At 60.6% G+C, this 26493-nt stretch carries 28 protein-coding genes; 13 read left to right on the plus strand and 15 right to left on the minus strand.

The features are described 5' to 3' along the window. Positions 1–7: 7 nt before the first annotated feature. The 10 genes from ATY75_RS21855 to ATY75_RS21900 form a co-directional block, all read right to left on the minus strand. On the minus strand, positions 8–1003 hold the full coding sequence (locus ATY75_RS21855; RefSeq protein WP_088939171.1) for a biotin-dependent carboxyltransferase family protein: 996 nt from the start codon (positions 1001–1003) through the stop codon (positions 8–10). Then, positions 1000–1707, minus strand: coding sequence for a 5-oxoprolinase subunit PxpB (gene pxpB, locus ATY75_RS21860; protein ID WP_088939172.1), 708 nt, complete (start codon positions 1705–1707; stop codon positions 1000–1002). Before pxpB ends, ATY75_RS21855 begins: the two co-directional genes overlap by 4 nt. Beyond that, the gene (locus ATY75_RS21865; protein ID WP_088939173.1) at positions 1704–2129 is read right to left on the minus strand and encodes an acetyl-CoA carboxylase; all 426 of its coding nucleotides are present in this window, start codon (positions 2127–2129) and stop codon (positions 1704–1706) included. Before ATY75_RS21865 ends, pxpB begins: the two co-directional genes overlap by 4 nt. Then, positions 2126–3520 carry an acetyl-CoA carboxylase biotin carboxylase subunit gene (locus tag ATY75_RS21870; RefSeq protein WP_088939174.1) on the minus strand — a complete coding sequence of 465 codons (1395 nt, stop codon included), beginning with the start codon at positions 3518–3520 and terminating at the stop codon, positions 2126–2128. The genes ATY75_RS21865 and ATY75_RS21870 overlap by 4 nt, the downstream gene beginning before the upstream one ends. Next, positions 3520–3951: an acetyl-CoA carboxylase biotin carboxyl carrier protein subunit gene (locus ATY75_RS21875; protein WP_088939175.1), complete on the minus strand. Its 432-nt coding sequence runs from the start codon at positions 3949–3951 to the stop codon at positions 3520–3522. Before ATY75_RS21875 ends, ATY75_RS21870 begins: the two co-directional genes overlap by 1 nt. 373 nt (positions 3952–4324) lie before the next feature. Next, positions 4325–4657, minus strand: coding sequence for a hypothetical protein (locus ATY75_RS21880; protein WP_088939176.1), 333 nt, complete (start codon positions 4655–4657; stop codon positions 4325–4327). A gap of 32 nt (positions 4658–4689) precedes the next feature. Further along, the gene (locus tag ATY75_RS35160; RefSeq protein WP_088939177.1) at positions 4690–5280 is read right to left on the minus strand and encodes a hypothetical protein; all 591 of its coding nucleotides are present in this window, start codon (positions 5278–5280) and stop codon (positions 4690–4692) included. Between the two features lie 8 nt (positions 5281–5288). Continuing rightward, positions 5289–6620 carry a hypothetical protein gene (locus tag ATY75_RS21890; RefSeq protein WP_088939178.1) on the minus strand — a complete coding sequence of 444 codons (1332 nt, stop codon included), beginning with the start codon at positions 6618–6620 and terminating at the stop codon, positions 5289–5291. Positions 6621–6735: 115 nt separating this feature from the next. Continuing rightward, entirely contained in the window at positions 6736–8610 is a 1875-nt protein-coding gene (locus tag ATY75_RS21895; RefSeq protein WP_088939179.1) for an adenylate/guanylate cyclase domain-containing protein, read from the minus strand. A 216-nt stretch (positions 8611–8826) separates the two neighbouring features. Next, complete coding sequence (locus ATY75_RS21900) at positions 8827–9897, minus strand: LacI family DNA-binding transcriptional regulator (RefSeq protein WP_088939180.1); 1071 nt, start codon at positions 9895–9897, stop codon at positions 8827–8829. 223 nt (positions 9898–10120) lie between these two features. Here ATY75_RS21900 and ATY75_RS21905 point away from each other — a divergent pair, with 223 nt between their 5' ends. The 7 genes from ATY75_RS21905 (at position 10121) to ppk2 (ending at position 18080) form a co-directional block, all read left to right on the plus strand. Then, positions 10121–11074 (plus strand): sugar phosphate isomerase/epimerase, encoded by a 954-nt coding sequence (locus tag ATY75_RS21905; protein WP_088939181.1) that lies wholly within the window; start codon positions 10121–10123, stop codon positions 11072–11074. Positions 11075–11132: 58 nt separating this feature from the next. Beyond that, entirely contained in the window at positions 11133–12365 is a 1233-nt protein-coding gene (locus tag ATY75_RS21910) for an ABC transporter substrate-binding protein (protein ID WP_088939182.1), read from the plus strand. Positions 12366–12457: 92 nt separating this feature from the next. Continuing rightward, positions 12458–13345 carry a sugar ABC transporter permease gene (locus tag ATY75_RS21915; RefSeq protein WP_088939183.1) on the plus strand — a complete coding sequence of 296 codons (888 nt, stop codon included), beginning with the start codon at positions 12458–12460 and terminating at the stop codon, positions 13343–13345. Further along, positions 13345–14229, plus strand: a complete 885-nt coding sequence (locus tag ATY75_RS21920; RefSeq protein ID WP_088939184.1) for a carbohydrate ABC transporter permease — start codon at positions 13345–13347, stop codon at positions 14227–14229. The genes ATY75_RS21915 and ATY75_RS21920 overlap by 1 nt, the downstream gene beginning before the upstream one ends. Positions 14230–14236: 7 nt before the next feature. Further along, positions 14237–15319 carry an ATP-binding cassette domain-containing protein gene (locus ATY75_RS21925; RefSeq protein WP_088939185.1) on the plus strand — a complete coding sequence of 361 codons (1083 nt, stop codon included), beginning with the start codon at positions 14237–14239 and terminating at the stop codon, positions 15317–15319. Positions 15320–15403: 84 nt separating this feature from the next. Then, on the plus strand, positions 15404–17056 hold the full coding sequence (locus ATY75_RS21930) for a GMC family oxidoreductase (RefSeq protein ID WP_088939186.1): 1653 nt from the start codon (positions 15404–15406) through the stop codon (positions 17054–17056). Between the two features lie 109 nt (positions 17057–17165). Beyond that, positions 17166–18080, plus strand: coding sequence for a polyphosphate kinase 2 (gene ppk2, locus ATY75_RS21935; protein ID WP_065092655.1), 915 nt, complete (start codon positions 17166–17168; stop codon positions 18078–18080). Between the two features lie 90 nt (positions 18081–18170). Here the strand turns inward: ppk2 and ATY75_RS21940 are convergent, their stop codons facing one another. After that, the gene (locus ATY75_RS21940; RefSeq protein ID WP_088939187.1) at positions 18171–19046 is read right to left on the minus strand and encodes an aldo/keto reductase family oxidoreductase; all 876 of its coding nucleotides are present in this window, start codon (positions 19044–19046) and stop codon (positions 18171–18173) included. 96 nt (positions 19047–19142) lie between these two features. Here ATY75_RS21940 and ATY75_RS21945 point away from each other — a divergent pair, with 96 nt between their 5' ends. Beyond that, positions 19143–20054 carry a LysR family transcriptional regulator gene (locus ATY75_RS21945; RefSeq protein ID WP_088939188.1) on the plus strand — a complete coding sequence of 304 codons (912 nt, stop codon included), beginning with the start codon at positions 19143–19145 and terminating at the stop codon, positions 20052–20054. 14 nt (positions 20055–20068) lie between these two features. Here ATY75_RS21945 and ATY75_RS21950 read toward each other — a convergent pair whose 3' ends face one another. From ATY75_RS21950 to ATY75_RS34115, 4 genes are all read right to left on the minus strand, one after another. Continuing rightward, entirely contained in the window at positions 20069–20548 is a 480-nt protein-coding gene (locus ATY75_RS21950) for a pyridoxamine 5'-phosphate oxidase family protein (protein WP_088939189.1), read from the minus strand. A gap of 97 nt (positions 20549–20645) precedes the next feature. Continuing rightward, positions 20646–20840 (minus strand): hypothetical protein, encoded by a 195-nt coding sequence (locus ATY75_RS21955; RefSeq protein ID WP_064841738.1) that lies wholly within the window; start codon positions 20838–20840, stop codon positions 20646–20648. Between the two features lie 72 nt (positions 20841–20912). Continuing rightward, positions 20913–21146, minus strand: coding sequence for a 30S ribosomal protein S21 (gene rpsU / locus ATY75_RS21960; RefSeq protein WP_088939190.1), 234 nt, complete (start codon positions 21144–21146; stop codon positions 20913–20915). A gap of 35 nt (positions 21147–21181) precedes the next feature. Continuing rightward, positions 21182–21517: a hypothetical protein gene (locus ATY75_RS34115; protein ID WP_143535334.1), complete on the minus strand. Its 336-nt coding sequence runs from the start codon at positions 21515–21517 to the stop codon at positions 21182–21184. Between the two features lie 258 nt (positions 21518–21775). Between ATY75_RS34115 and ATY75_RS21970 the strand changes: the two genes are divergently transcribed. From ATY75_RS21970 to ATY75_RS21995, 5 genes are all read left to right on the plus strand, one after another. Beyond that, positions 21776–22492: an Ig-like domain-containing protein gene (locus tag ATY75_RS21970; RefSeq protein ID WP_064841741.1), complete on the plus strand. Its 717-nt coding sequence runs from the start codon at positions 21776–21778 to the stop codon at positions 22490–22492. A gap of 168 nt (positions 22493–22660) precedes the next feature. After that, positions 22661–22849 carry a hypothetical protein gene (locus ATY75_RS21975; RefSeq protein ID WP_064841742.1) on the plus strand — a complete coding sequence of 63 codons (189 nt, stop codon included), beginning with the start codon at positions 22661–22663 and terminating at the stop codon, positions 22847–22849. Between the two features lie 373 nt (positions 22850–23222). Next, on the plus strand, positions 23223–24719 hold the full coding sequence (locus tag ATY75_RS21985; RefSeq protein ID WP_088939193.1) for a DUF4173 domain-containing protein: 1497 nt from the start codon (positions 23223–23225) through the stop codon (positions 24717–24719). Between the two features lie 46 nt (positions 24720–24765). Continuing rightward, complete coding sequence (locus ATY75_RS21990) at positions 24766–25470, plus strand: response regulator (RefSeq protein WP_088939194.1); 705 nt, start codon at positions 24766–24768, stop codon at positions 25468–25470. Further along, on the plus strand, positions 25470–26477 hold the full coding sequence (locus ATY75_RS21995; protein WP_088939195.1) for a HAMP domain-containing sensor histidine kinase: 1008 nt from the start codon (positions 25470–25472) through the stop codon (positions 26475–26477). The genes ATY75_RS21990 and ATY75_RS21995 overlap by 1 nt, the downstream gene beginning before the upstream one ends. Positions 26478–26493: the final 16 nt, after the last annotated feature.

The following is a 26493-nucleotide window of genomic DNA, read 5'->3' on the forward strand; positions in this document are numbered from 1 at the left end:
GCCTCCCTTAGGCCATAGCCTTCAGGGCACGCTTGACCATCCCGGATGTCAGCCTGACATCCTCGACGTAACGGGCGGCGGCCTGTTCGACCGCGCGCGCTTCCGCATGCGTCGAGCGGACGAATTTCAGGCGGGCGCCGATGCGGGCCTGACCGAGCCGCCAGAGGTCGCATTCGATCACGCCGGCGATCTTCGGATAGCCGCCGGCGGTATTCGCATCGCTCATCTGCACGATCGGTTCGCCGCCGGGCGGAACCTGGATCACGCCGGGCACGACGCCATGAGAGCGCATCTCGATGGTGGCGGTCGGCGTGATCGGCTCGCCGGACAGGCGGTAGCCCGTGCGATCGCTACGCGAGGAAATCCGCCAGATCTGGCTCCAGAAGGCTTCGCCGTCTCCGGCGAAAAGACCATGCTCGCCGGCAGGCAGGGCGCGGATCGGCAGCACGCCATCGACGGGCGCCGGGAAGATCTCACGCAGTGCCACGGCCGGCTCGATGACAGCGAGGCCCGTGGCCGGCAGCATGGCAATCTCCAAGTCCTCGCCGACCGCGATCCGATCGCCCTTCGCCAGCGGCCGGCCGGCATTGCCGCCGAAACCGCCGCGCAGCGACGTGCTGCGCGACCCCATGACAACTGGAATATCCAGCCCGCCGCCGACCGAAATATAGGCGCGCGCCAGCTGCGGGGGCTGCTTCAGTTCGAGAACCTGTCCGGGCTCCGCCATATAGGCGCACCAAGGAATGAGTTCCGATCCGTCCAGATGAGGATGACCGTCGGTGCCGGTCACGGCAAAGACGGTGCGCCGCTCGAAACGCAGGCTGAACGGGAAGGTCTGCACCTCGAACACAGCCGCATTCTCGTCATTGCCGACGAGAATATTGCCGATCCTGACCGCCAGCGGATCCATCGCGCCGCTCGCCGACACGCCGATATCACGATAGCCGGGGCGTCCCATATCCTGCACCGTGTTGAAAGGGCCGCTTTCGCAAATCTCGATCATAGCTCGATCCTTGCAGGCAGGAACCGCACCGTATCTCCGGGCGCCATCATGGCGGGGGTCGGCGAGCTCGGGTCGAACATCTCAAGCGTCGCGAAGCCGATGGAGTTCCAGCCATTGGGACCGGTCAGCATGGCGACGCCGGTCTGCATGCCGCCGATGGTCACGCAGCCCTTCGGCATCTTCAGCGACGGCACGGTCTTTCGCGGCATGTAGATGCGCGGATCGAGGCCATGCAGATAGCCGAAACCCGGCGCACTGCCCAAGGCGAAGACACGGTAGGTCGCTTCATGATGGATGCGGACGACCTCGCGGCCGCTTAAGCCCGAGAGATCGCAAAGGGCCGGAAGATCGCTCGCATATTCGCCGCCGTAGTGGACGGGAATCTCGATGGTCTTGCCGTTGAGATCGATGCTCTGCGCATTCTCCCATGCGTCCAGCAGCCGCGCGACCACCGCATCGGGATATTCGGGCGTCTCCCTGAATATCACCAGCAGATTGGTCATCCCGGGAATGTCTTCGGCAATATCAGGCCAGCCCTTCACCGTTCGGGACAGAGCCCAGATCCGCCGCTGTGCGACAAGATCGAAATCGCCTGGCGCCTCGAGCAGGAAGGATCTGGCCCCGATTGCGGAAACCCGCGCCCGGCTTTGGGTGGCCGGAACGATTTCGCGTTGCGGTGCATGTCTGTTCGTCGTGGCGATCATGATGGCAGCTCGATTTCGAACAGAGGGTCGCCGAAGCTGACCAGGGCGCCGGGCTCGGCGAGCAGCCTGGTCAAAACACCGGAATGGCCGGCGCGAAGGGGAAGCAGCACATGTGCTACCCTGACGAAGCCGAGGACATCGGCATCGGATATGGAGCGCGGCAGAGTTTGGGGCGTGACGGCGGCGGCCGGATGTCCGGCGCAGAAATGCCCCGCCAGCGGCGCCTTCACGACGAAAGGTGCAGAGTTCGAAGCGCGGGGTGTGGCTTCGCTCGAACCGATCCGGGCGCCGCCCTCCCCCGACATGAGGATACGAAGCTGCCCGTTCGGCCGGGAGATTTCGAGGCCCGCCACGCCGGCGGCCGTCAGCGCGTCGGTGAGGAATGCGATGGTTGCGGGATCGCTGAAGTCGATGGCGCTCATGCCGCCGTCCTCCGCAGCTTCAGCCATTGCTCGAGATAATGGATATCGGTCTCACCGCGCGCGAATGCGTGATCCTCGAACAGGGCGCGCAGGAGGGGGATATTGGTGGCGATGCCCTCGATCTCGGTGCCGGCAAGCGCCTCGCACATTCTTGCCATTGCTTTCGCGCGCGTCGGCGCGTGAACGATCAGCTTGGCGATCAGCGAGTCGTAATAGGGCGAGACCCTGTAACCGGGATGAATATGCGTATCGACGCGGATGCCTGGCCCCTCGGGGAAAGCAAGATGAGTGACGACGCCTGCCGACGGCAGGAAGGTGTCGGGATTCTCGGCATTGATGCGGCATTCGAAAGAGTGGCCTTCGCAACTCACATCGCCTTGGGCGAGCTTTAGAACGTCGCCTTGGGCCGCCTTTATCTGCGCCTGGACGATATCGACCCCGCTCGTCAGTTCGGTGACGGGATGCTCGACCTGAAGCCGCGTGTTCATCTCGATGAAATAGAAAGCGCCGTCCTCATAGAGGAATTCAAAGGTGCCGACGCCGCGGTAGCCGATCTGACGGCAGGCCTGGACGCAAGCCATGCCGACCGGTTGAATGATATCGGGCGCGATCCCGGGCGCCGGCGCTTCTTCCACCACTTTCTGATGGCGGCGCTGCATCGAGCAATCCCGGTGACCCAGCCACACGGCATTGCCGTGATCGTCGCAAAGAACCTGGATCTCGATGTGGCGCGGATGCTGGAGGAATTTCTCCATGTAGAGCGAGGGTGAGCCGAAGGCCTTGCGCGCCTCTTCGCGCGTCAGCGCGATCGCTTCATGCAGTTGATCGGCCTTCAGCACGACGCGCATGCCGCGTCCGCCGCCGCCGCCGGACGCCTTGACGATGACCGGATAGCCGATCTCCAGCGCGATGCGCTCGATTGCTTCAGGGTCGTCGGGCAGCGCGCTGTCGGGACCGGGAACGCAGGGGACGCCGGCCACCATCATCGCGCGTTTTGCCGCGATCTTGTCGCCCATGGTCGCGATCGATGACGCCGTTGGACCGATGAAAGTCAGTCCGGCCCTTTCGACGGCGTCGGCGAATGCGGTGTTCTCAGACAGGAAACCGTAACCGGGATGGATGGCGCCGGCGCCGGTTAGGCGTGCGGCGAGAAGAATGGCATCCTGATTGAGATAGCTCCTGCCCGCAGCCGACGGGCCAATGCACAGAAAATGGTCTGCCGTCTTGATGTATGGCGCTTGCCGGTCCGCGTCGGAGCAGATGGCGACCGTCTTCAGGCCGAGTTCGCGGCAGGCGCGCTGAATCCGGCCGGCGATCTCGCCGCGATTAGCGATGAGAACGGTGTCGAAACGGCGCCCTGAAGCGGCGGATTGTTCCGAGGTTTTCGGCATCAGGCAATCTCCGCCAGCAGGTCGCCGGTCTCGACCTCGCCATTGTCGATATCGGTGAGATGCGTGATGCGCCCCGACCGCGGCGCGGCGATCGTGTTGAAGACCTTCATTGCCTCGATGATGAACAGGGTCTGCCCCTCCGCCACCGCGTCGCCGATCGCCACGAATGGCGGCTCGCCGGGCGCCGGCGCCCGATGCAGAACGCCGAAGACGGGCGCCTTCACCGCATGGAAGGTTTTCTCGGTGCTCGAAGGCGCATCGGAGACGAGGTCTATCGTCGATTCCGGCTTTTGCGAGGTCTCGGCAACGCCTGCCTCTGCCGGCGACATGCGAAAAATCCGAACCGTCACGTCTTTTTCCGTCACGGTCAGCTCGGTAATATTCGATCGTCCGACAAAGTCGATCAGCGTCTTGATCTTCGAGAGGTCCATGTGCGTGCTCGGAATTTCAAATTCCACCGCGCATAGCTGAAGTCTCAGATCGCCCGGCGTTGTGATTTTCGTAGCACGACGTATGGGCTGATGGGGTCAGACGAAGTTTTGATGGAGCGCAATCCGCGCCCTATCGGGACATGTCGCCGAAAGCCCGCGAATTTCCCTCGTCGGCGGGCGCGACCGCCGGAAACTTCCAACGAGAACGGATCGTTCGGTAATTCTCGCTCTCGATTGGATTAGAACTCGCAAGCATCGTCGCAGTTTGTTGTCAGTCGCATCGGATAGCGCGATCGAAAAACGGATTACGCATTAGGCTGTAGCTGGCGAAGTCGTAGACCGCCAATCAGCTATCGAGGCGATCGCTCGAAAATCAGACGACTTTGAATCCTTCTTTGGCGTCTTGAAACTTGCCGTTCAATTCTACGGCAACCCACAAGACTGTCTTCATCGGAGCGCCCAGCTCTGGTTTGGCAACCACCATCAAAAAATCATCTGTAATTGTAGTATGCCCATCAATCGACACCTTTATTTCTGAGATTTTATTACTACCTTTTTTATCCTTCGATATATATACATCGAGATCTTTGTTACTAAAGCCATGGCCCACGATTTTGAAATTCTTGTTGGCAAATAACGGAGCCTCCACGGGATCCGGGTCTAAACTATCAATTTTAACCTCTACTTCAGCCTTATCCTCGGACATGTTGACCTCCCTGGTCCGTGCCTATCTGTAGATCAATCACTATCGCCTGATCTGCGAGGTATGAATCCGCCCGATCTTGACATCACGCCGCCGGACCGGGACAGAGCGCCGCCCGATCGGGACATTCCGCCGCTCGCCATTCCCCTGGGATCGGTCGAAACCTCGGCCGAGAGCAGGATTTGCTCAAGGGTTCCCGTTTCGGCATCGAGTCTCATCGAAAGATCGGCTTTGTCATAGATCCAGACCCTCATCTCCCTAGCGAGAGCTCCAATTTGGGAACCGAGACCCGTTCGGGCACTTGAACCGGGGGACCGAGACAAGCTGTCATACCTGAGGGAGCTCGGAGGGGGGCCATCGGGATCCGCGCCGGAGCCGTGTACAATGAAGATTGCTGGGCGCCCCAGTTCAACGAAAACTCCCTCGAAAGAGAAGGCATAGATTCGCGCGAGAGTGGCCTCGTCCGAACCAAGCTGACGCCTCAGAAAATTGTTTCTGCCTGTTTTCGGTATCTTAAGAGACCGATAAACGCTGCCTCTAATGATCAGATCGCTGAGTTCACGCCCAAAAAGATATACCGCTGATACTCCGAGTAAGGTTTCTTCGTCTGCCACGACTGCCTCCATCTACCTGATTATTGACCGATGCCTGATCTCGACAGCAGAACTTTCTCGCGAAAGGTCATCTTCGGAAGCGCCAGATAATCTATCGGCAGCAACGTCCGCGCGGAGTGAACATGACTGTGATGCTCGCCGCCTTTGAGGTGCGGGCCAGCGTGCATCTCACCGATCGCCCGTCGCCTGAAGTTCCGACTGATGATCCGTGCGAACTGGCCGCCACTTTCGTCCTGATCAATCGCGAGCATCGTTCTCGCGACGTCGCCGTAATCGAGAAAGTCGGGAGCGAGTGCCCACAAGGTTTCCGCCAGATATGTGCCGACGATGTCGCGTGCATCGAGCAGCGCTTCGACAAAACCATCCGAGTCCAGCGCGAAAGCACGGTCGAAAGCATGCTGCACCGGCGCCTCGGCAGCCGGATCGAACTCGGCGACATCTGCCAGATCTTCTACCGCATGGGAGATCAAGCCGCGCGCCACCAGACTCTCATGAAAGATGTCGACGAGGATGTCGAAAATCGCACCGGTGAGCGGCTGCGAAAGCTCGTGCTCGTCCTTCCACCCACGCGCGAACTCAGCCATCGTCCGTTTGTTGTTTGCCGACCGTATCTGGCGATGCGGCGAAAATTCCGAAAAGCGTGACAGGCGGTTTGCGCGGTAGAGATTACCGCGCGTCTCCACGAGAACATTGGCGATCACCGACGGAAAATGCATGGCCGCGATCAGCGACGCGCAGTCGGAGAAGGCCTCCTGAAAACCAAGATATTCGGGATACTCGGCTCCGGGGCGCGGCACGCCCAGGACGCTGAAGATGATCGCGTGCCCCACCTCATGCGCGATGACGTCGAAATCCAGGCTGAAGGGAAGGACGTGGCCGTCGTCCTCGAACTGGCTGCCGACTTCGAGGAAACCATAGCCGTACTGTGCGTTGTCCCAGCGCGGCAGGATCGAGATCTCCAGACGGTCATAGTGATCATGAAAATGCCAGGTGAGCGGCTGGCCGAGATAGCGCTCCCACACATCCAGCGTGAATCGCACGCATCCAAAAACATGCGCGGCTTCGAAGCCAGCCATCGAAGGTCGGAGATAGTCGAAATTGCCGCGCCGATCCGGGATGGCCGGCTCAAGGATTTTTCCGGTCCACGGCGGCAGATACATGTACGGCGTTCCGAGCGGCCCGCAGTTTACACCGTAGGGACCGGTCTTGCCGACTGGCTCCACCACAAACATGCGATCGTCGGCCGGACCAGCTGTCAGGCTGGCCAGCGGAGACGACACTTCGATAATCTCGGGAGTGGACCGAGCATCTTCAAACGGAGGCTGTACAAAAAGTCTGAACCGGGTGCCCATCCGCTCCCCCTCAAAAGACTTTTATGATTGCCATTTTAAGTTGATCCTCGGCGCTCGCGAGAATTTTAGCAAGTAGTGAAATAGTATTAGAGCCGGCTACCAAATGTTCGAGGCGTTATTCAGACAGCTCAACCAAGCTTGAATAACGCGGGTGACTGCGAATGGGATCGAGGTCGGAATCATTCTTGAACCATAGCCGCATCTCGATGCCGACTTGAGGCATCCAGACCTCGAGCAAGTCTATCGCCCGCTCAATCTCGCCAAGCAGTGCATAGGTGCAGGCGGCATTGTACTGAATGTTTATATCGTCGGGATCTGTCGCCAGAGAGCGGGCCAACCATTCCAGAGCCCGATCGCGAACACCGAGAAAGGCGAGCACCGTCGCTCCCAGGCAGGCAACATTGGCATTCTCCGGATGCAGCCGCAGTTCTTCCTCCGCCTTTTTCAACGCGATCCGCGCATAGCTGCTGGCCTTGTCTATTTGTCCGAGCGAACGAAGGACGTTCACAAGCATGATCGGCGCACCATAATCGGCGGGCTTGATTTCCATCGCACGCTGAAAGTGCGTAGCCGCGAGTTTGAATTGACCTTCGGTGACGCAGAATTCGGCGTAGTACCGATTTGCCTCATGACAATTGGCGTCAAGCGACAAAGCCTGTTCGAAGGCAGAAACTGCGTCAGTGCGATCGCCGGCCACCGCCAACGCAAATCCCTTGGCCGCATGGGCCTCCGCCAGATTGGGATCGATCACGAGCGCTGTCGCCGTATTCGCGAGAATGTCCTCCACCGGAATCTCGGCGCCGAACTGAGACCGCAGACGCGCATCGCAAACCGCGATGCCGGCATAGGCGCGGGCATAATTCGGATCCAATTCGATGGCTCTGGCGAAGCTCTGCCTGGCCATTAGATGGTTCGAGCGCGAAGCAATATGGTAGTATTCGCGCCCTCTGAGGAAGTGCGTATAAGCTTCGACGCTCTCTGTCGGCGCTTGCTCGATTGCCTCCTTTTCCTCCGGGAGCAGCTTGACCTTGAGCTGCTCGACAATTGCCTTCGTGATCTCGTCCTGCACTTCGAAGATATCGGTGAGGTCGCGGTCGTAACGCGCGGCCCAGACGTGGCCGTCGCTGGCTGCGTCGATCAATTCGGCATTGATCCTGACGTGGTTGCCGGCCTTGCGGACGCTGCCCTCTACGACATAGGCAACCCCGAGCTCCCTGGCGATGCGCTGCAGGTTTTCGCTCCGGCCTTTCCATGTAAAGACAGTATTGCGGCTCAGTACAAACAGGCCTGAAACATTCGATAGATCAGTGATGATGTCCTCGGTGATGCCGTCGCTGAAAAACTCCTGGGCGGGATCGTCGCTGATGTTGGCAAATGGCAGGATTGCCACGGATGGCTTGTTGACTGGTGCCTGCGTGTGGCCGTTTGCGGCAAACGGCACCCCTTCACGGGAGGCGACATTGCCCCAATCGGCAAAATAGACATGCACCGGACGGGAGATGTTCTTGACGGTCTTTTCGCCCTGGTCTGCGAACTCGAGGCCGAGTTTGTTTCCGACTTCGTGGCGCACCGCCGCCGAACAGGCAATGCCGCCCGGAGCTGCAAGGGCTTGTAGCCGGACCGCCACATTAATGCCGTCCCCATGAAAGTCGTCCGCATCGAAGACGATGTCGCCCAAATTCAAGCCTATTCGAAACGCAAAGTGCCTGTCGGCTGGAAGCCCCATATTGCGCTCCAGCATGCCGCGCTGGATTTCGACTGCGCATCGTGCGGCACTGAGCACGCTACCGAACTCGACCAGGAAACCGTCGCCCATGACCTTGATTATACGCCCGTCGTGGGTCGTGACAGCAGGTTCGAAGAGCTCGCGGCGATGCTGGCGAAGGGCATTAAGCGTCTCCTCTTCGTTTGCCTCCAGGAGACGGCTGTACCCCACTACATCGGCAGCCAGAATAGCCGTCAATCGACGCTCGACAAGCTCTGCGCACATGCCCGTCTCCCCAACGTGCTGGTGGCAATACTATTCAATTCGAGAAACTAGCCAGTAATGTTGCCGGACGATCGTATTACTGACAACTAAAATCTCCCTCTCGTCCGTAAGAACTCCTGGAGAGCTTCGATGTCGCGGATTACGGCAGCGAGAAGTTGCACATGACGCTTCGGCCCGGCGTTTCTGTACGGGATGTGCGAACCGGTTATGCCATCGTCAACCCTTCGGAGGGGCGATGCTTTCCCGCAGGATAAGCTTGCTGCGGATGATGGTGCGCACCGAGACCGGGTTTTGCCTCTGGCCAATGGCGTCGAGCAGCAGTTCCACCGCGGCGCGGCCCATTTCTTCCACCGGCTGTTCGATCGTCGAGAGCGGTGGCGAGGAGAATTCGCAGACGGGCGAACCGTCGAAGGAGACGACGGACAGATCATCGGGAATACTCAAGCCTGCGCGCTTGATGCAGCTGACAAATGAGATGGCCATGTCATCGCTGGTGGCGATGACCGCCGTTGGTTTCTCGTCCAATCCAGCGAAATCGTCTGCCGCCTGCACGCCGATGTCGAAACCGTGCTGATAATCGAGACGACCGCCCGAGCGACGTACGGCCTCCTTCGACAGGCCGGCTGCCTCAAGCGCCTCGAGCACGCCGCCATAGCGCTCGACGTCATGGTAATTGCCTTCAGGTCCTGCAAGATAGAAGAAACGGCGATGGCCCAGCCGGATCAGTTCGGCCGTGACGTCGCGCACAGCCTCGCGGTCGTTGGTGACGACGCTCTGCAGGCCCGCATCGCTCATGTCGAGCAGCATCGAAACGATCGGCAGGCCGGAGTTTGCCAGCGACCGCCCATCGACCTCCGGAAGTTTCGACGACAGGATGATGGCTCCGCGCACGCTGCCTCCGAAGGCGAGGTCGAGAATGTGCCGCTCGGAAATCTCGTCGCGATCGAGGTTGGCGATCATCAGATTGTAGCCGCCCTGGATCAGCGACTTGTTGATGCTCTGCAGAACCTGAGGAATGATCTGTGAGACGCCGTAATAGAGCGATCCGGGCAGGATGATCATGATGATGTTGGATTTGCCGACCCTGAGACCGCGCGCCATCGCATTGGGAGTATAGCCGAGCTGCTTGGCCGCCGCGTTGATCTTGGCGCGCGTCTTCTCGTTGACCCGTCCGGGATTGGCGAGCGCACGGCTGACCGTTGAGATGGCGACACCGGCGAGCCGCGCAACATCGGCCATCAGCGCTCCCGACTGCTCCTCGACGGCCACATCCTTGTTTTTATTCACGTTTGTTTCATTCTCCCGGATGCTTCGATTTGCAACTCTAAGACAGCCGGCGATCTATAGCAAACGTTTGCCAAAAATCGCTTGCGTAAAAAACCAGCTTGATTATCATCTGGGTCATGGCAAACGATTGCCATTCCTTAATGCGTTGAAAATTCATGATTTATCGAATGTGGAACCGCTCTTCCGCAGACGGGTAGGTCATGCCTTTAGAAATGGATGGATTATGGCTACTGGCGACAGGCTCCGCTTCGGCGTCGATCTCGTGACGTTCTTCGATCCCGGCTTCTGGAGTGTCGATAGCCATGACGCAATCATCGACTATGCGCGCGCCGAACCGCGCGCCTTCTGGGACAAGATTCTCGACAGCGTCCAGGCCTCCGGCGTCACAGGCGTCGAACTGACCTTCTCTCCCTTCAACTGGCAGGATGCCATCAAGACCTATGGTTCCGTCGACGCTTTCGCCGCCGAGCTGGCAAAACGCGGCCTGACGCTCTGCAGCGGCTTCTTCGCGGAACTGGAGGCGGCCGGCGACTTCGCCGAGCCCGAGGCCCAGCGCGCGCTGATCGACAAGGCGGAACGCTATGCCGACTTCCTGAAAGCCTGCGGCAGCGACATCATGGTGATCGGCGCCCCGCTTCGCCAGACGCTCGGCGCCCAGCCGGTGCAGTTTTATGATTTCGACCGCGCCAAGGTGATAGCCGATTTTCTGAACCGGCTCGGCGCGACCCTCTATGCCAGGGGCGTGCGGCTGGCGCTGCACACCGAGGCGCACTCGATTTTCGCCGCCGCGCGTGACGTCGATCTGCTGATGCTTCTGACCGACCCGGCCTATGTGCATATGTGCCCGGACACGGCCCATATCATCGTTGCCGGCTCCGATCCCGTCCAACTCGTCGATCGCCACCACGAGCGCATGATCATCACCCATTGGAAGGATGCGATCGGGCCCATGCCCGCCGACACGCCGATCGACAAGCACATCCACGATCGCCACCGCCCCTATTTCTGCGGCTTCGGCCTTGGGCGGGTCGACTGGCCGGCCTGGATCCGGCTGCTGCGCGACCGGGCCTATGAAGGTTGGGCAATTCTAGAACTCGATGCCGCGCCGGATCCCGTCCGCGACATCGCCAACGGGCTCACGCTCGTCCGGCAGGCGCTCCTGCCGATCTATCGCTGACAATGATTCCCAAGACAACGAACGCCCCGCAAAGAGGGTATTTTCACGAGGTGGAACAATGAAGACAATGATGAAGCTTTTTCTTGCCGGTGTGGCATTCGCCGGTCTCTTCGCTTCGGCGCATGCCGAGGACAAACCGACAATCGAGATCATGTCGTCCTGGACGTCGGGCGGCGAAGCGGCAGCCCTCAACGTCATCAAGACCGAGTTCGAAAAGCGCGGCGGCGTCTGGAAGGATTCCTCGATCGCCGGCTTCGGCGCCGCCGATGCCGCCTTCCAGAACCGCATCGTCGCCGGCGATGCGCCCGGCGCCAAACAGGGCGTCATCGGTCTTGCGGCTGCGGATTTCGTCAGCCAGGGCCTGTTCAACCCGATCGACGACGTCGCCGGTGCCGGCAAATGGGCCGACGTCCTGCCGAAATCGATCACCGATCTCATTTCCTATGACGGCAAGGTCTATCTCGCGCCGACCGGCGCCCATGGCGAAAGCTGGGTCTTCTATTCCAAGGAGGCCTTCGGCAAGGCCGGCATCGCCGAGGAGCCCAAGAGCTGGGACGAGTTCTTCGCCGACTTCGACAAGCTGAAGGCTGCCGGAATCGTTCCCGTTGCCTGGGGCGGCCAGCCCTGGCAGCAGACCAAGGTCTTCAACATGATCCTGCTCTCGCAGGTCGGGATCGAGGGCTTCCTGAAGATCTATGTCGACAAGGACAAGAGCCAGGCCTCCATTGACGGCGTGAAGAAGACCCTCGAAATTCTCGGCAAGCTGCGCGGCTATGTCGATGCGGGTGCCTCTGGCCGCAACTGGAACGACGCGACGGCGATGCTGATCACCGCCAAGGCCGGGGTGCAGTTCATGGGCGATTGGGCAAAGGGCGAATTTACTGTCGCCGGCAAAGAGCCGGGCAAGGATTATGGCTGCATGATCGTGCCGGAGTCCAAGGGCATGGTCTATATCGCCGATTCCCTCTGGTTCCCGAAGACCGGCAATGCCGCGACCGACAAGGCGCAGAAACTTCTCGCCGAAGTCGTCATGGATCCGGCAGTGCAGGTCGAATTCGCCTTGAAGAAAGGCTCGGTTCCGATGCGCACCGACGTCGACAAGTCGAAGCTTGATGTCTGCGCCCAGAAGGGTGCCGAGCTGATGGCCGCCGGTGCGATCGTCCCGGATCAGGCGATCGTGCTTACTCCCCAGCAAGTCGGCGCGCTCGACGATTTCGTCGACGAGTACTGGAGCGGTGGCTCGAACGATGCGGCCTCTGCGGCCGAGAATTTCTTCGCCGTGTTCGAGTAGAATAGTGCCTGCGGCGTCGGCCTGATCCCGACGCCGCATGCCGACTGCAGTGCGCGGCGGCGTGCCCCGCTTTTCCGTCAACGAGCTGGCCGATGCCCATCAAACGCAAACCCAATCTTTCCGCCACCATCGCCCTGTTGCCGACTTGGTTCGTCGCGGTCGTGGTCTTCATCGGCACCATGGGCTGGTCGATCCGCCTGTCCTTCACCAACTCGACGCTTTTTCCATCCTCGACCTATGTCGGATTTGCGCAGTACTCGAAACTGTTCTCTTCCGCCAAATGGCTGGCATCGCTGCAAAACGTGTTGATCTTCGGCGTGCTCTACGTCGCGGGCTGCCTTTTGCTTGGCTTCTTGCTCGCCGCCGCACTTGACCGCAAGATCCGCTTCGAAAGCGCCTTCCGGACCATATTTCTTTATCCTTACGCCATGTCCTTCGTGGTGACCGGGCTGATCTGGCAATGGATGCTCAATCCGACCCTCGGCATCCAGGCGAGCGTGCGTTCGCTCGGCTGGGAAAGCTTCGTCCTCGACTGGGTGGTCAATCGCGACATGGCGATCTATGCGCTGGTGCTTGCCGGCGTATGGCAGGGCGCGGGCCTGGTCATGGTCATCGCGCTGGCCGGCATGCGCGGGATCGAGGCCGAGCAATGGAAGGCGGCGCGGATAGACGGCATTCCCGTCTGGCGGATCTATGTCTCGATCGTCCTGCCGCAGCTCGGGCCGGCGCTGGCTGCAGCCGGCATGCTGCTCGCCATGGGGGTGATCAAGACCTACGACATCGTCGTCGCCATGACCAATGGCGGCCCCGGCAATGCGACGGAGGTGCCAGCGAAATTCATCATGGATAACCTGTTCGGGCGCCAGAACCTCGGCCTCGCCACCGCCGGCGCGACGGTGCTTGTCCTCGGCGTGATCATCGCAGTCGCCCCGTTTCGCTACGCGATGCACATGCGCGACAGAGCGAAGGGAGCCGCATGATGGCTGGTCCTCATCCGAATGGCCCCAAGCCGGCGCAGATCACCGCCGGGCGCATCGGCCTTTATGCCTTCCTGGTCGTCGCTGCACTTTTCTTTCTTCTGCCGCTCTACACCATGGTCGTCACCTCGCTGAAGTCGATGGACGAAATCCGGCTCGGGCAGATCTTCGCCTTGCCGGCAACGCTCGATTTCTCCGCCTGGGTGACTGCCTGGTCGGGCGCCTGCATGGGGACCGTCTGTGTCGGCATTCGCAGCGGCTTCTGGAATTCGGTGGCGATCACCCTTCCCGCGGTCGCACTCTCGGTCTTTATCGGCGCCGTCAACGGCTATGCGCTGTCGCTCTGGCGGCCGCGCGGGGCCAATCTGCTCTTCGGCCTGCTGATGGCCGGCGGTCTCATCCCCTACCAGATCTTCCTCTATCCCATGGTCCGGGTGATGGCGAATGTCGAACTCTACAATTCGCTTGCCGGCATCATTCTCGTGCATGTCATCTTCGGCCTGCCGCTGGTGACGCTGCTCTTCCGCAATTATTTCGTCAGCGTGCCGGAAGACCTCTGCAAGGCGGCACGCGTCGACGGCGCCGGCTTCTGGCGGATCTTTTTCGAGATCATGCTGCCGATCGCCGTGCCGATGGTGGTCGTGGTCTCGATGCTGCAGTTCACCGGCATCTGGAACGACTTCCTGCTCGGCCTCGTCTTCGCCGGGCGCGACAACCTGCCGATGACCGTCCAGCTCAACAATATAGTCAACACCACGATGGGCGAGCGAACCTACAATGTGAACATGGCGGCGACGATCCTGACCGCCATCGTTCCGCTTGCCATCTATTTCCTGTCCGGCCGCTGGTTCGTGCGCGGCGTCGCAGCCGGCGCAGTCAAGGGGTAACGCTTCCATGCAATCCGCCGTCTCCGTCAAGAATCTAAAGATCGCCTATGGCCACCATACGGTGATCGAAAAAATGTCGATCGATATTGCCCCGCAGGAGTTCCTGGTGCTGCTCGGCCCTTCCGGCTGCGGCAAGTCGACTCTGCTGAACGCTATTGCTGGGCTGCAGGACATTGTTGCCGGCGAGATCTGGATCTCAGGCAAGAACGTCAGCTGGGAGGAACCGAAAGACCGAGGCATCGGCATGGTGTTCCAGTCCTATGCGCTCTACCCGCGCATGTCGGTTCGCAAGAACCTCTCCTTCGGCCTTCGCGTCGCCGGTCTGCCGAAGGTCGAGATCGAGGCCCGTGTCGCCCGCACGGCCGCTCTCCTCCATCTCGACACGCTGCTCGACCGGCGCCCGGCTGAACTGTCCGGCGGGCAGCGCCAGCGTGTCGCCATCGGCCGGGCGCTGGTGCGCGAAGTCGATGTCTTCCTCTTCGACGAACCGCTGTCGAACCTCGACGCCAAGCTGCGCAACGAATTGCGCGTTGAGATCAAGAAGCTGCATCAGCGCCTCGGAAACACCATGATCTATGTGACCCATGATCAGGTCGAGGCCCTGACCCTTGCCGACCGCATCGCCATCATGCGCGACGGCGTCATCCAGCAGCTTGCCTCGCCGGCCGAGATCTATCGCCGCCCGGCCAACCTCTTCGTTGCCGGTTTCATCGGCGCGCCGGCGATGAACTTCATCGAGGGCCGGATCGAGCGCGGCGATAGCGCGCTGGTCTTTCGAAGCAAGGGGCTTGTCGTCGATCTCTCCGGCTATTCCTTTCAAGCAGTCGCGGCGGAAGGACCGGCAACCCTCGGCTTTCGCCCTGAGCATCTGATGCTCGACCGGGCGGCAGGCAGCCTGCCCACCATTCCCGGCCGCGTTTCCGTCGTCGAGCCGATGGGTTCGGATGCGGTCGTCTGGTTCGACTGGGCCGATCAAAGCCTCTCGCTGAGGCTCATAGGCGACGTGAGCCTGCAGCCCGGTGATGCCCTGGCTCCCGGGCTCGATATCGCCAAGGCGTCGCTCTTCGGCGCTGACGGATCGCGGCTCTGATGCGCCGCCCCTTTGTTTTCTCGCAATTGCCGGCGCGCTGCGCGTCGCTTTGAGCAATTGCTCCAGGACAGGATTTGGAAAAACATGTCTGAGATCGTCTATGATGCGCTGGTGATCGGCTCCGGCGCGGCGGGTTCCTTCGCGGTCAAAGAACTGACGGCACAAGGATTGTCGGTGCTGCTTCTGGAGGCCGGTCCCGCTGTCGGGCCTGGGGATTTCGACCCGGCGCGCAAGAAGGCGCCTGCAAGCAGCATCAATATCTGGGAGCGGGCGCGGGCCACAATCAAGGGCCAGCCGATCCAGGCGCGGGCGGCGTTTTTTACCGAGCGCTTCAGCCACTTCTTCGTCAACGACCGCAAAAATCCCTATACGACGCCAAAGGGCGAGCCCTTTCTCTGGATCCGCGGCCGCCAGGGCGGCGGGCGTCTCCACAGTTTCGGCCGGGTGCTGCTGCGCTGGACCGACGATGATTTCAAGATCCGGTCGCGCACGGGCAAGGGCGTGGACTGGCCGGTCTCCTATGACGAGCTGGTGCCATTTTATGAGGAAGTGGAGGCCTATCTCGGGCTTTACGGCAACAAGGATGATGTGCCGACCCTGCCCGACGGCATCTATGCCAAACGGGCCAGCCTGACGCCGGCCGAACAGATTTTCAAGCAGGCGGTCGAAAGCCGTTGGCCGGAGAGGCGCGTCGTTTCCTGGCGCTACATTGCGCCGGACGTCGAACGCATGCCGCGGCCGCTTAAGGATGCCAAGACCACCGGCCGGCTGACAGTCCGCTACGACGCCGTCGTTCGCCGTATCACCACGGACGAGAAAACCGGCCGCGCCACCGGCGCCGAATTCATCGACCGCAATACGGGAGAAGTATCGCCGGCGCGTGCCGCGACGGTGGTTCTTTCCGCCTCGCCGATAGAGAGCGTGCGGCTGCTCCTGAATTCGGCTTCGGCAAGACATCCTGACGGGCTCGGCAACAGCTCCGGCGTCCTCGGCCGCTATTTCATGGATCAGCTTCCCTGCCTCGCCTTCGGCTCCTTCTCGAAGGCGAAGGGCTGGGCGCCCGACGATTCCGCTCCGACCGACCCGTTCTACAATCCGTCGGGTGGGATCTTCATCCCCCGCTTCGGTGAGGGCGATGCCGCCCGCGGCGATTTCGACTACCAGGGCAGCGTCGGCCGCGCGCCGGTCTCAGGCGCCACCGATGCGCGCCTCGCCTTCTTCGGCTTCGGTCGCATGCTGCCCTATGCCGACAATCGCATCACGCTCGATGTCAGGCGCAAGGACGCCTGGAACATTCCCGTGCCGCATATCCGCTGCGTCATGCAGGCGGAGGAGCAGGCGCTGCTTCGCCGGCAGGAGGAGACGCTGATCGCCATGATCAGCGAAGTCGGCGGCGAGCTCGAATTCATCGGCTCGCCCACCGGCCTCAAGGAGATGGGCAAGGGCGCCTTCCCGGATGCCGATGCCTTCAGCCGCTTCATGTTCCGCACATGGTTCCGCAAGACCATGTGCATGGGTGCGGCGATCCATGAAACCGGCGGCGCGCGCATGGGCGAGGGCCCGGAGGCTTCGGTGCTCAATCCCTATAATCAGGTCTGGGATGCCCCGAATCTCATCGTCACCGACGCCAGCGCCTTTCCCGGCAGCGGTATCGCCGGCACGACGCTCACCGTCATGGCTCTGACGCTCCGCGCCTGTCGAAACCTGGTCGACCGGTACCGGGCGGGGCAGTTTTAAGGCGCGCTTGGAACGAGAGACTGGGGTAACCGTTTCAGCTCGATCAGTGGTCGTCATATAACCTTCGCACTGACATGCTCCTGTCAAGAAAAGCAGGAAGGAAAAACCCATGTCGCAATCACATCAGGACCAGCTTAACCGGATAAAGGCCGAAATCGCCGACAGCTTCGATGAGGAGCTGGAAATGCAGATGGAGGAGGACCGGCTGGACGATCTGGTCGCCGAGGGAATGTCGGAACCTGCCGAGCAGACGCTCGAGCGAAAGATCTACTTCCGGGAACTCTTCCGGCTGCAGCACGAGCTGGTGCGGCTGCAGGATTGGGTTCAGCACAAGAAGTTGAAGGTGGTGGTGCTTTTCGAAGGCCGCGATTCGGCCGGCAAGGGCGGCGCGATCAAGCGCGTCACCCAGAGGCTCAACCCGCGCGTCTGCCGGACCGTCGCGCTGCCTGCCCCGACCGAGCGGGAGCGCCATCAATGGTATTTCCAGCGCTATGTCCCACACCTTCCCACAGCCGGCGAAATCGTGCTCTTCGACCGCAGCTGGTACAACCGCGCCGGCGTCGAGCGCGTGATGGGGTTCTGCACCCCTGACGAACTCGAGGAATTCTTCCGCTCGGTGCCGGAATTCGAACGCATGCTGGTCCGTTCCGGCATCGTGCTGATCAAATACTGGTTTTCGATCACCGACGAGGAACAGGAATTCCGCTTCAAGATGCGTATTCACGATCCGCTGAAGCAGTGGAAGCTCTCACCGATGGATATGGAAAGCCGTGTCCATTGGGAGGAATATACCAAGGCCAAGGAAGAAATGCTGGCGCGCACGCACAGCAAGGATGCACCCTGGTGGGTGGTACAGGCCGTGGACAAGAAACGGGCGCGGCTGAACTGCATCGCCCATCTTCTCGAGCAGATTCCTTATGAGGATGTTCCCAAGCCGGACATCGAGCTGCCGGACCGCATCCGCCATGCCGATTACAACAGGGCGCCGGTTCCGCCTGAAATGCATGTGCCGGAGCGCTATTGAGCGCATAATCATACCGGTTGTCTGACGTTTCTGGCATCGTTACACCACGCGTGAGCGCGGTGTAACGATGCCCCTGGGCTTGGAACGTCGTCAGGCAGCGATATCAGCCATAAGGTCCAGTTCCGCGACGGCATCATCCGGCAGCACCAGCGCGGCGGCGGCAAGATTCTCCCTCAGATGGGCGACGGACGAGGTGCCGGGGATCAGCAGGATGTTCGGAGCGCGCCGCAGCAGCCAGGCGAGCGCGATCTGCATGGGCGTCGCATGAAGACGCGTGGCGACATCGGACAGGGTGGAGGACTGCAGCGGGCTGAAGCCGCCGAGCGGGAAGAAGGGCACATAAGCGGTGCCCTCGCGGGCGAGTTCGTCGATCAGGCGATCGTCGGCCCGATGGGCAAGATTGTACTGGTTCTGCACGCAGACGATCTCGGTGATTCCGCGCCCTTCGGCGATCTGCTTCGATGTGGCGTTGCTCAAGCCGATGTGACGGACGAGACCCTGTCGCTGGAGATCAGCAAGGACCGTTAGGGGTGCTTCGATCGACCCTTCGGCAGGGCCATGAACGTCGAACATGATTCTGAGGTTGACGGCGTCAAGCACGTCAAGGCCCAGATTACGAAGATTGTCGTGCACGGCCGCCGTCAGCTCTTCGCGCGAGAAAGCCGGAAACCAGGATCCGTCCGTGCCGCGCCGTGCGCCGATCTTGGTGACGATGACGAGATCGTCGCGATAGGGATGAAGGGCTTCGCGGATGATCCGGTTGGTAACGTGCGGGCCGTAGAAGTCGCTGGTATCGATGTGGTTGACGCCGCTCGCAACCGCTTCGCGCAGCACGGCCAAGGCCGCGCCATGATCCTTGGGCGGACCAAACACGCCAGGCCCGGCAAGCTGCATGGCGCCGTAGCCGAGCCGCTTCACGCTGCGGTCACCGAGTTTGAAGGTTCCGGACTGATCGATGATGGACATGATCTCACTCCTTTCAAGAGGTGACCCCAAGATAGGCGTTGTCGGGGCGCGTGATAATTCGCTACAATCCGCACAGGCCGTGCGGAGTGGCGAACAGTGAAAGTCGATTTGGGGGATCTCAACGCCTTTTTTGCGGTGGCGCGAGCCGGCGGTTTTCGCGAGGGCGCGCGCGTAAGCGGCAGCAGCGCCTCCTTCCTCAGTGAGGCGGTGCGCCGTCTGGAGGCCGAGCTCGGCGTCAGGCTTTTCAACCGCACGACACGCAGCGTCGTCCCGACCGAAGCAGGCAAGGGTTTGCTGGAGCGGCTCGGCCCGGCTTTGAGGGAGGTGGAGTCTGCGCTCGACGTGGTCAACGGATTCCGCGACAGGCCGGCCGGCTCGCTGCGGCTCAATGTGCCGGTCAGCGCCGCGCGGCTGGTGCTGCCCGCCATCGTTCCGCCGTTCCTCGCCGCCTATCCCGACATTCGCCTCGAGGTGATCGCCGAGGAGAGCTTCGTCGATGTGCTTGCTGCCGGGTGCGATGCCGGCATCCGTTATGACGAACGGCTGGAGCAGGATATGATCGCCGTGCCGATCGGGCCGCGCGTCCAGCGTTTTGCCACCGCCGCCTCCCCTGACTATCTCGACCGCCATGGCCGGCCGCAGCATCCGGGCGAACTTCTTCGCCACGCCTGTCTGCTCGGCCGTTTTGCCAGCGGTGCGCTGACGACGCCATGGGAGTTCGAGCGAGAAGGCGAAATGGTGCGGGTCGACCCTTCAGGACCGTTGATCGTCAGGGTTGGCGGGGCGACCGATCTGACCGTCGACGCAGCGATAGCGGGCACAGGGGTCGTCTGCGTTTTCGAGGACTGGCTGCGCCCGCATTTCGACAGCGGCGCCCTCGAGCCGATCCTTGAGCCGTGGTGGCAGCGCTTTTCCGGGCCGTTCCTCTATTATCCCGGACGGCGGCTGGTGCCAGCGCCGCTCAGGGCATTCATCGATTTCGTCAAAGCCTCGACCAAGCAGGCTTGAATAGCGCTTGCATGTCAAAGCTCGACCTCGGCATTGTCGCCCATATCAGGCTTGCTGTTCGAAACCGCTGCGGCCGCCATTTTGATATAGCTGATAATGGTGCCCGGACTGTCCCAATATTCGGCCGAGGACGGTGTCATCTTCAGGACACGGATGGAGGGATCGTCGGGATTGTCCCACCAGGCCTTGGCCGGCGTCGCCCATAACTCGCGGATCTTCCCGCGATCGTTCTGCACCTCGGCAGTGCCCGACACGGAAACATATTTCTGTCCCTTGGTGTCGGCAAAGGCAAGGCACACATTTGGCCAGCGGGCGATCTCATCGTCCTTGTGGCTGGTCACATCGGTCAGAAAATAGACCGCGTTCTCGATCTGCGCACTATAGGCGGACATCGGGCGGGCGCGCAGATCGTCACCACTGCGGGTCGTCAGCATGCAGAACCCTATTTTGTCGATCAGTTCCCATACCCGTGTCGCATCGTCATGCTCGGCCATCGCCGTCTCCCTTCGTGCCAGAGGAGACGACGTAACCATTTGCCCGGGCCAAATGTTCCGCATATTCGACAACGGACACATCCGCTGCGCTGGTGCCTTAATGCACGCTTGGGGTTTCCATGACCATGGCGAAGTCTTCAGCGACCAGTTCGCTGACGGCGATGAGGATTTCCTCGCGGGAAAAGCCTGAGGTCAATGCGCGATGGATGAGATCCTGCAGATCCGGCTCCACGACATCGCGGCAATCCTCGAGGCGCTCTTCTGAAACAGTGAGGCTATTCAATTCGTCCATTGTCTGTCCTTTCCAGGGAATGCAACCGTCGAAGCTTGGCAAGCCGGTCGTACCCTCTTTGGCTGGAATGCTCTAACGGGTGGCCGCCCGCTTCGGTCTGGCGATCAGGCCTTCACGCTGCAACTGCTTGCGTGCCGCCTTGCGCTGCCGGCTGATCGCCTGCGCCCTTTCCCTGACGCGCCGTTCGGAGGGTTTCTCATAGGCGCGCCGTTCCTTCATTTCGCGGAACAGGCCTTCGCGCTGCATTTTCTTTTTCAAAACCCTGAGGGCTTGATCGACGTTGTTGTCTCTGACGAGTACCTGCATTTCGAATTCTCCTTTTCGTAAGATATGCCCAGCGATCAGCCGAGCTGCTCGGCGATCAGCGCCTGCAATTCGCGGCGGGTAAGAAGGCAGGGAAACGGCTTCCAAGTCCTTTTGCGGCTGACGGCTTCGTCACGCTCCCGCGGGTTGGCCACCGCAACCGCGGTGGCTGTATTTGTATCGTTCAAAAAAAATCCTTTACCGGCAATTGCCGGCATCATCGATCGTTGTGGGTTTGACCATCGCGTTGCCTCAAGGGCGCGTCGATTCAGCCGATGTACAAGCGTCTCGTTCCCAAGCCGTGACGGCTTCGAGTTCCGCTTCAGCCCTAAAATAGTCGTCGGCGAACGCGATTGCAACGTATAGCCCGGCATGGCCGGGTTCGGCGCCGGGAATCGCCCTTAGATATATTCATTGCCGATCTTCAAGTTAGCCGGGTATAGATTTAGTCGGATTTTCTTCAATTTGGCTTGAAATTGAAAATATTCCGTCGGGAATGAAGCAATGACAATATCGGGGACGGCATTAACCTTTCATTAAATAACCTATTGACTTGCAGTATTAATAGGTTGTTAAAGGGGCCGCTTGCAGAGGTCAAAACTGACCCGCCATAATAATTTAAGGAGAGAGCGATGGCTTCGCCGATACACGCAACCGATGATAGTGCAACATTTCTAGAAACCGACGTTATTTCAGGAAATCTGCTTTCCAACGATTCATCCGACAACGGCCACCTGTTCCTGCGCGCCTTCGACGGCGCGACGGTTAACGCCAAGGGCGGCAACAGCCAGATCACCGAGATCCAGGGCGACTACGGCACGTTCTTCGTCAAGCCGGACGGCAGCTACACCTATGTCCTGAGCGATGCCGCCAAGATCGGCTTCGCCAACGGCGAATCGTACCAGGAAAAGGTTTCCTACAAGATCTCCGACGGAAGCGGTCACACCGATGTCGGCCTGTTCACCCTGAACATTCAGGGCGTAACCCAGATCAAGCCGGTCGCTGTCGACGATGTCTTCAGCTTCACCGAAGGGCATGCCATCGGCGGCAACGTGCTGGACAACGACATTGCCGGCGACAACGGCAAGATGTTCCTCCGCCAGTTCCTGAGCACGCAGGTCGACGCCAAGACTGACGCCGTTACCGACGTTGCCGGCACCTACGGCACTTTCCATGTCAAGTCGGATGGCACATTCACCTACGACCTGAATACTGATCTGGTTGCGGGTCAGACCTACACGGAAGTTCTCCGTTACTACAAGATCTCCGACGGCGAAGGCCACACGGACACTGCCAAGGTGACGCTCAACATCACCGGCACGGATTTTGACTCGTCCCATATCGTTTGATCGACAACGATAGATCAGGGAATACGGCGCCCGCCGCGCAATCGGCGGGCGTCTTCGTCTATCCGCCTGCCTTTAGGCAAAGTCTGGCTGGACCGGCAAAATAATTATTTTTAGCTAGTTCTTATATATGCCGGGGAAGGGTAGTCTCGAAGTTCGGAGGACACGCCCTTGACCGAACACATCGAACCCAAGCAAATTGAGACCGATGATCTGACGAAAGTCTGGTCAGTGACCGAGTTCTGCGCGCGCCATCGGATAGACGCAGAGGAACAGGCACTGTTGCTCAAACTTTTCGGGCCATTCGCGACAGCCTGCGAACTGCTCCACAATGCCAAGCGCGCACCACGATTCAGATGAGCCCGTCTCTATTACCGCGTTGATCTTCTCATAAATGCCAACCGGTCGGTCGCTGAACGAGGCTGCGCCAGATATCCCTTGATCGGGTGGCGCCTGCCTGCGCGCCTTTCGCAAGCCTCTTCCGTATCTTTCGAGCCGCGGACGATTCCTGAATAGCTCCTCACCTTCTGCACAAAATCTGCAATCCGGCGCGGCATGTTGCCGCCATGAGCAAAAACGACATCCAGCACCGTCCCGCACCCTCCGTTTTGCCGGAACGCCTTCGCAATGACGGGTGGTGGCTTGCGGAGGGGCCTGAAGACGCCCCCGCCGCGGCGAGGTTGGGACGCAGGCTCATCGTGATCGAAACGCAGCAATTGCGAGAGGAGCAGCAATGGATACAGCCGATACTTTGACAGAACCGATGCCGATCAGACGCGGCAGCGGCCGGACCGTCGCGTTGCTTGCGCTCGTGGCACTTGCGGATTTTCTGATCTTTGGCCAGGAGTTCGGGATAAACCTTTTCCTTTTTGCGCTTGCCGTCTGCGCCGGCATTCTGCTTTCGGCCAGGAGGAGAACTCGGTTTTCGGCCGCCGCTTTCCTGCTCAGCTTTTCGGTTCTGGCGTCGGCACCCCTGATGGAATCGCCTTCGCTGACGGGCGTTTCTCTTTGCATCGGGGCGCTGATGTCGGTGGCGCTCATCAGCGCCGGGCTGCTGCCCCGCCGCCTGCCCGCCCTGCCTCTTGTATTCTTCCGTTTCGCTCTCGTTATTCCCCTGCGGCTTGCCGAAGATATCAGGAAGTCTCTTGCGACACCGGGAAAACGTGTCTCTTTCACCGCGGTGCGACAGGGCATCGGCCTCTGGATCATGCCGCTCATCCTTGCAGCGGTCTTCGTATCTCTCTTTGCCGTGGCGAACCCGCTTATCGAAATCGCGCTGCGCAGCATTAATTTTGCCGCTCTGCTTCAGTTCCTCGATCTTTGGCGGATCGGCTTCTGGATGATGATTGCCGTTGTGGTCTGGGCGATGCTGCGGCCGCGCCTGAAGCGTTGGACCAAGAGGTCGCAGGCCGCCAGGGCGTTCATGATCGTGCCCGTCAAAAATGCGCCGTTCGGCCATGCTTCGCTGTTGCGGTCGCTCGTCCTGTTCAATGCGCTCTTTGCCGTGCAGACGCTTCTCGATCTCGTCTATCTCTGGGGCGGCGCAGATCTGCCAGAGCACATGAGCCATGCCGAGTATGCCCATCGCGGGGCCTATCCGCTGATTGCCACAGCGCTTCTTGCCGCAGCTTTTGTTCTCGTCGCGATGCGGCGCGGCGGCCCCGGCGATCGCAGCCCGCTGATCCGCGGTCTCGTTCACGCCTGGATCGCTCAGAACGTCCTGCTATGTCTGTCGTCGATGCTGCGGCTTGCTCTCTATGTCGAGGTTTATTCGCTGACCGAACTGCGCGTTGCCGCCGGTCTCTGGATGGGTATCGTCGCCATCGGCCTTGTCTTGATCCTGCTGCGCATTCTGCTCAACCGGTCCAACGCGTGGCTGGTCGCGACGAATCTCGCCTCCCTCCTTATGGTTTTCTACATCAGCTCCTTCATCGATTTCCCGGCTTTCATCGCCCGCTTCAATGTCGCCCACAGCCAGGAGATCAGCCAGGAAGGCCCGCCGCTCGACCTTTCTTACCTCTCGTCGCTCGGCCCGTCCGTCATTCCGGCGCTCGATCTCTACCTCCTTAAATTGCCGGACCACCTGATCGGCCAAAGGAGTGAAGCGGTAACCGTTCGGGATTACCTCGCTAGGAATTTTGAGATGCGCCGGCGCGACTGGCGGAGCTGGACCTTCCGATCTGCGCGGCTTGAGACCTATCTTCTGTCTCCTGCAGCCATTGCAAGATAGAACGAGAACGATAACAACAGAAACGGCAAACAACGCAGGATCGGTGATGGCACCACGCATTCTCGTCGTCGATGACGAACCTCATATCCGCGATGTGATCTGCTTTGCCCTCGAGCGCGCCGGCATGATGCCGATGGCAGCCAGCAATGGCACCGAGGCGATGATGGCCTTCCGCCGCGGCAACATCGATCTCATCACTCTCGATATCGGCATGCCCGATATGGATGGTCTGGAGGTCTGCCGCCAGATCCGCAAAACTTCGGCTTTGCCGATCCTGTTTCTTTCGGCGCGCGACGAGGAGATCGACAGGGTCTTGGGGCTCGAAATCGGTGGGGACGACTACGTCACCAAACCATTCAGCCCGCGCGAACTCGTTGCCAGAGTCAAGGCGATCCTGAAGCGCAGCGGCAATGACGCGGTGCCTGACAGGCGCCGCGCCACCTTTGTCGAGGGCGAGCTCAGCCTGGATCGCCACGGCAGGACGGTCACGTTCGGCGAGAGCGCCATCACGACGACGGTGCTCGAATTCGCCATCCTGGACGCATTATTGTCGCGCCCCGACATGGTCTTCAGCCGCGAACGACTGATGGAGGCGGCCTATGGCGCCGGGACCTATGTCGCCGACCGGACGATCGACAGCCATATCCGCAACATCAGAGCCAAATTCCTGGCCGCCGGCGGCCGAGGGATCATCGCGACCGTTCACGGTATCGGCTTCAAACTCGGCGGTGAAATCGGAAGGAAGGCCTGATGCCGGCACCGAAAGTCAGGACGAAATGGCGCCCGACTCTGGCGCTGATCGTCTATGTCGTGCTTCTCGCCGTCATGGCGCTGCCGATCCTGATCCTCGTCTGGTTTCGCGCCGTCGAGGTGAGTTCGAACCGGATGGCGCCGGCGGAAATCGGGGCGCTTGCCTTCGTCGCCGTACTGACGCTCGGCATTGCCTACGTGCTGACGCGCACCATCACCGGCCCGATCGACGCCTTGATCGCCCGCACGGACGAGATCGCCCGCGGCGGCAAGAGGGCAATCCGGCAGCTTGAAAGCCATGGAACGCGCGAGATCGCCGTCCTGTCGCAAAGCTTCCTCGATCTCGCCGGAAAACTGGTCGATCGCACCGAATATGTTCGCTCCTTTGCCGCCCATGTCTCCCACGAACTGAAATCGCCGCTGACGGCCATCCGCGGCGCTGCAGAGCTTTTGCGCGACGACGATGCCGAAAAGGCGATGACAAAGGCGCAGCGGTTGCACTTTCTCGACAATATCGTCGCCGATGCAGCCCGGCTCGATGCATTGCTGCAGCGGCTGAGGGAACTTGCGCAGGCGGAAATCCCTGTCGCCGATGGCAGAAGCAGCATCACCGACATTCTGTCCTCGCTGCGCGGGCAATTTCCGGCCCTTGATATCTCAGGCAAAGGTGGGCCGGATATATCGGTTGCTCTTCCCCGGGAAGCAGCCGGCATCATCTTTGCCAACCTCGCCGAGAATGCCCTTCAGCATGGCGCCACGCTATTGGAGCTCAGCGTGTCAGCCGATGCCCGCACAACCGTTATTCTCGTCCGTGACGACGGCGGCGGTATTTCCGAGGCAAATCGCCAACGTATCTTTCAGCCGTTCTTTTCAACCCGCCGCGAACAAGGCGGCACCGGCATGGGTCTCGGCATCGTTCGCGCCATGCTGAGCGCCCATGGCGGTACGATCCGCCTGCTGCAGACGAGCGGCGCAGGAGCCGAGTTCGAAATCACCATACCGGTGTAATTCTCATATGATTGGG

It is taken from the genome of Rhizobium sp. N122 (genome assembly GCF_002211295.1).
Classification (GTDB): Bacteria; Pseudomonadota; Alphaproteobacteria; order Rhizobiales; family Rhizobiaceae; genus Rhizobium.

Bases quoted from the DNA above. Each gene is read 5' to 3' on its own strand.
- ATY75_RS21880 (WP_088939176.1), bottom strand. From the start codon at position 4,657: ATGTCCGAGGATAAGGCTGAAGTAGAGGTTAAAATTGATAGTTTAGAC.
- ATY75_RS21895 (WP_088939179.1), bottom strand. From the start codon at position 8,610: ATGTGCGCAGAGCTTGTCGAGCGTCGATTGACGGCTATTCTGGCTGCC.
- ATY75_RS21855 (WP_088939171.1), bottom strand. From the start codon at position 1,003: ATGATCGAGATTTGCGAAAGCGGCCCTTTCAACACGGTGCAGGATATG.
- ATY75_RS21970 (WP_064841741.1), top strand. From the start codon at position 21,776: ATGGCTTCGCCGATACACGCAACCGATGATAGTGCAACATTTCTAGAA.
- ATY75_RS21930 (WP_088939186.1), top strand. From the start codon at position 15,404: ATGTCTGAGATCGTCTATGATGCGCTGGTGATCGGCTCCGGCGCGGCG.
- ATY75_RS21910 (WP_088939182.1), top strand. From the start codon at position 11,133: ATGAAGACAATGATGAAGCTTTTTCTTGCCGGTGTGGCATTCGCCGGT.
- ATY75_RS21865 (WP_088939173.1), bottom strand. From the start codon at position 2,129: ATGAGCGCCATCGACTTCAGCGATCCCGCAACCATCGCATTCCTCACC.
- ATY75_RS21990 (WP_088939194.1), top strand. From the start codon at position 24,766: ATGGCACCACGCATTCTCGTCGTCGATGACGAACCTCATATCCGCGAT.
- ATY75_RS21905 (WP_088939181.1), top strand. From the start codon at position 10,121: ATGGCTACTGGCGACAGGCTCCGCTTCGGCGTCGATCTCGTGACGTTC.
- rpsU (WP_088939190.1), bottom strand. From the start codon at position 21,146: ATGCAGGTACTCGTCAGAGACAACAACGTCGATCAAGCCCTCAGGGTT.
- ATY75_RS21940 (WP_088939187.1), bottom strand. From the start codon at position 19,046: ATGTCCATCATCGATCAGTCCGGAACCTTCAAACTCGGTGACCGCAGC.
- ppk2 (WP_065092655.1), top strand. From the start codon at position 17,166: ATGTCGCAATCACATCAGGACCAGCTTAACCGGATAAAGGCCGAAATC.
- ATY75_RS21915 (WP_088939183.1), top strand. From the start codon at position 12,458: ATGCCCATCAAACGCAAACCCAATCTTTCCGCCACCATCGCCCTGTTG.
- pxpB (WP_088939172.1), bottom strand. From the start codon at position 1,707: ATGATCGCCACGACGAACAGACATGCACCGCAACGCGAAATCGTTCCG.
- ATY75_RS35160 (WP_088939177.1), bottom strand. From the start codon at position 5,280: ATGGAGGCAGTCGTGGCAGACGAAGAAACCTTACTCGGAGTATCAGCG.
- ATY75_RS21875 (WP_088939175.1), bottom strand. From the start codon at position 3,951: ATGGACCTCTCGAAGATCAAGACGCTGATCGACTTTGTCGGACGATCG.
- ATY75_RS21920 (WP_088939184.1), top strand. From the start codon at position 13,345: ATGGCTGGTCCTCATCCGAATGGCCCCAAGCCGGCGCAGATCACCGCC.
- ATY75_RS21870 (WP_088939174.1), bottom strand. From the start codon at position 3,520: ATGCCGAAAACCTCGGAACAATCCGCCGCTTCAGGGCGCCGTTTCGAC.
- ATY75_RS21955 (WP_064841738.1), bottom strand. From the start codon at position 20,840: ATGGACGAATTGAATAGCCTCACTGTTTCAGAAGAGCGCCTCGAGGAT.
- ATY75_RS21995 (WP_088939195.1), top strand. From the start codon at position 25,470: ATGCCGGCACCGAAAGTCAGGACGAAATGGCGCCCGACTCTGGCGCTG.
- ATY75_RS21925 (WP_088939185.1), top strand. From the start codon at position 14,237: ATGCAATCCGCCGTCTCCGTCAAGAATCTAAAGATCGCCTATGGCCAC.
- ATY75_RS34115 (WP_143535334.1), bottom strand. From the start codon at position 21,517: ATGCCGGGCTATACGTTGCAATCGCGTTCGCCGACGACTATTTTAGGG.
- ATY75_RS21890 (WP_088939178.1), bottom strand. From the start codon at position 6,620: ATGGGCACCCGGTTCAGACTTTTTGTACAGCCTCCGTTTGAAGATGCT.
- ATY75_RS21950 (WP_088939189.1), bottom strand. From the start codon at position 20,548: ATGGCCGAGCATGACGATGCGACACGGGTATGGGAACTGATCGACAAA.
- ATY75_RS21985 (WP_088939193.1), top strand. From the start codon at position 23,223: ATGGATACAGCCGATACTTTGACAGAACCGATGCCGATCAGACGCGGC.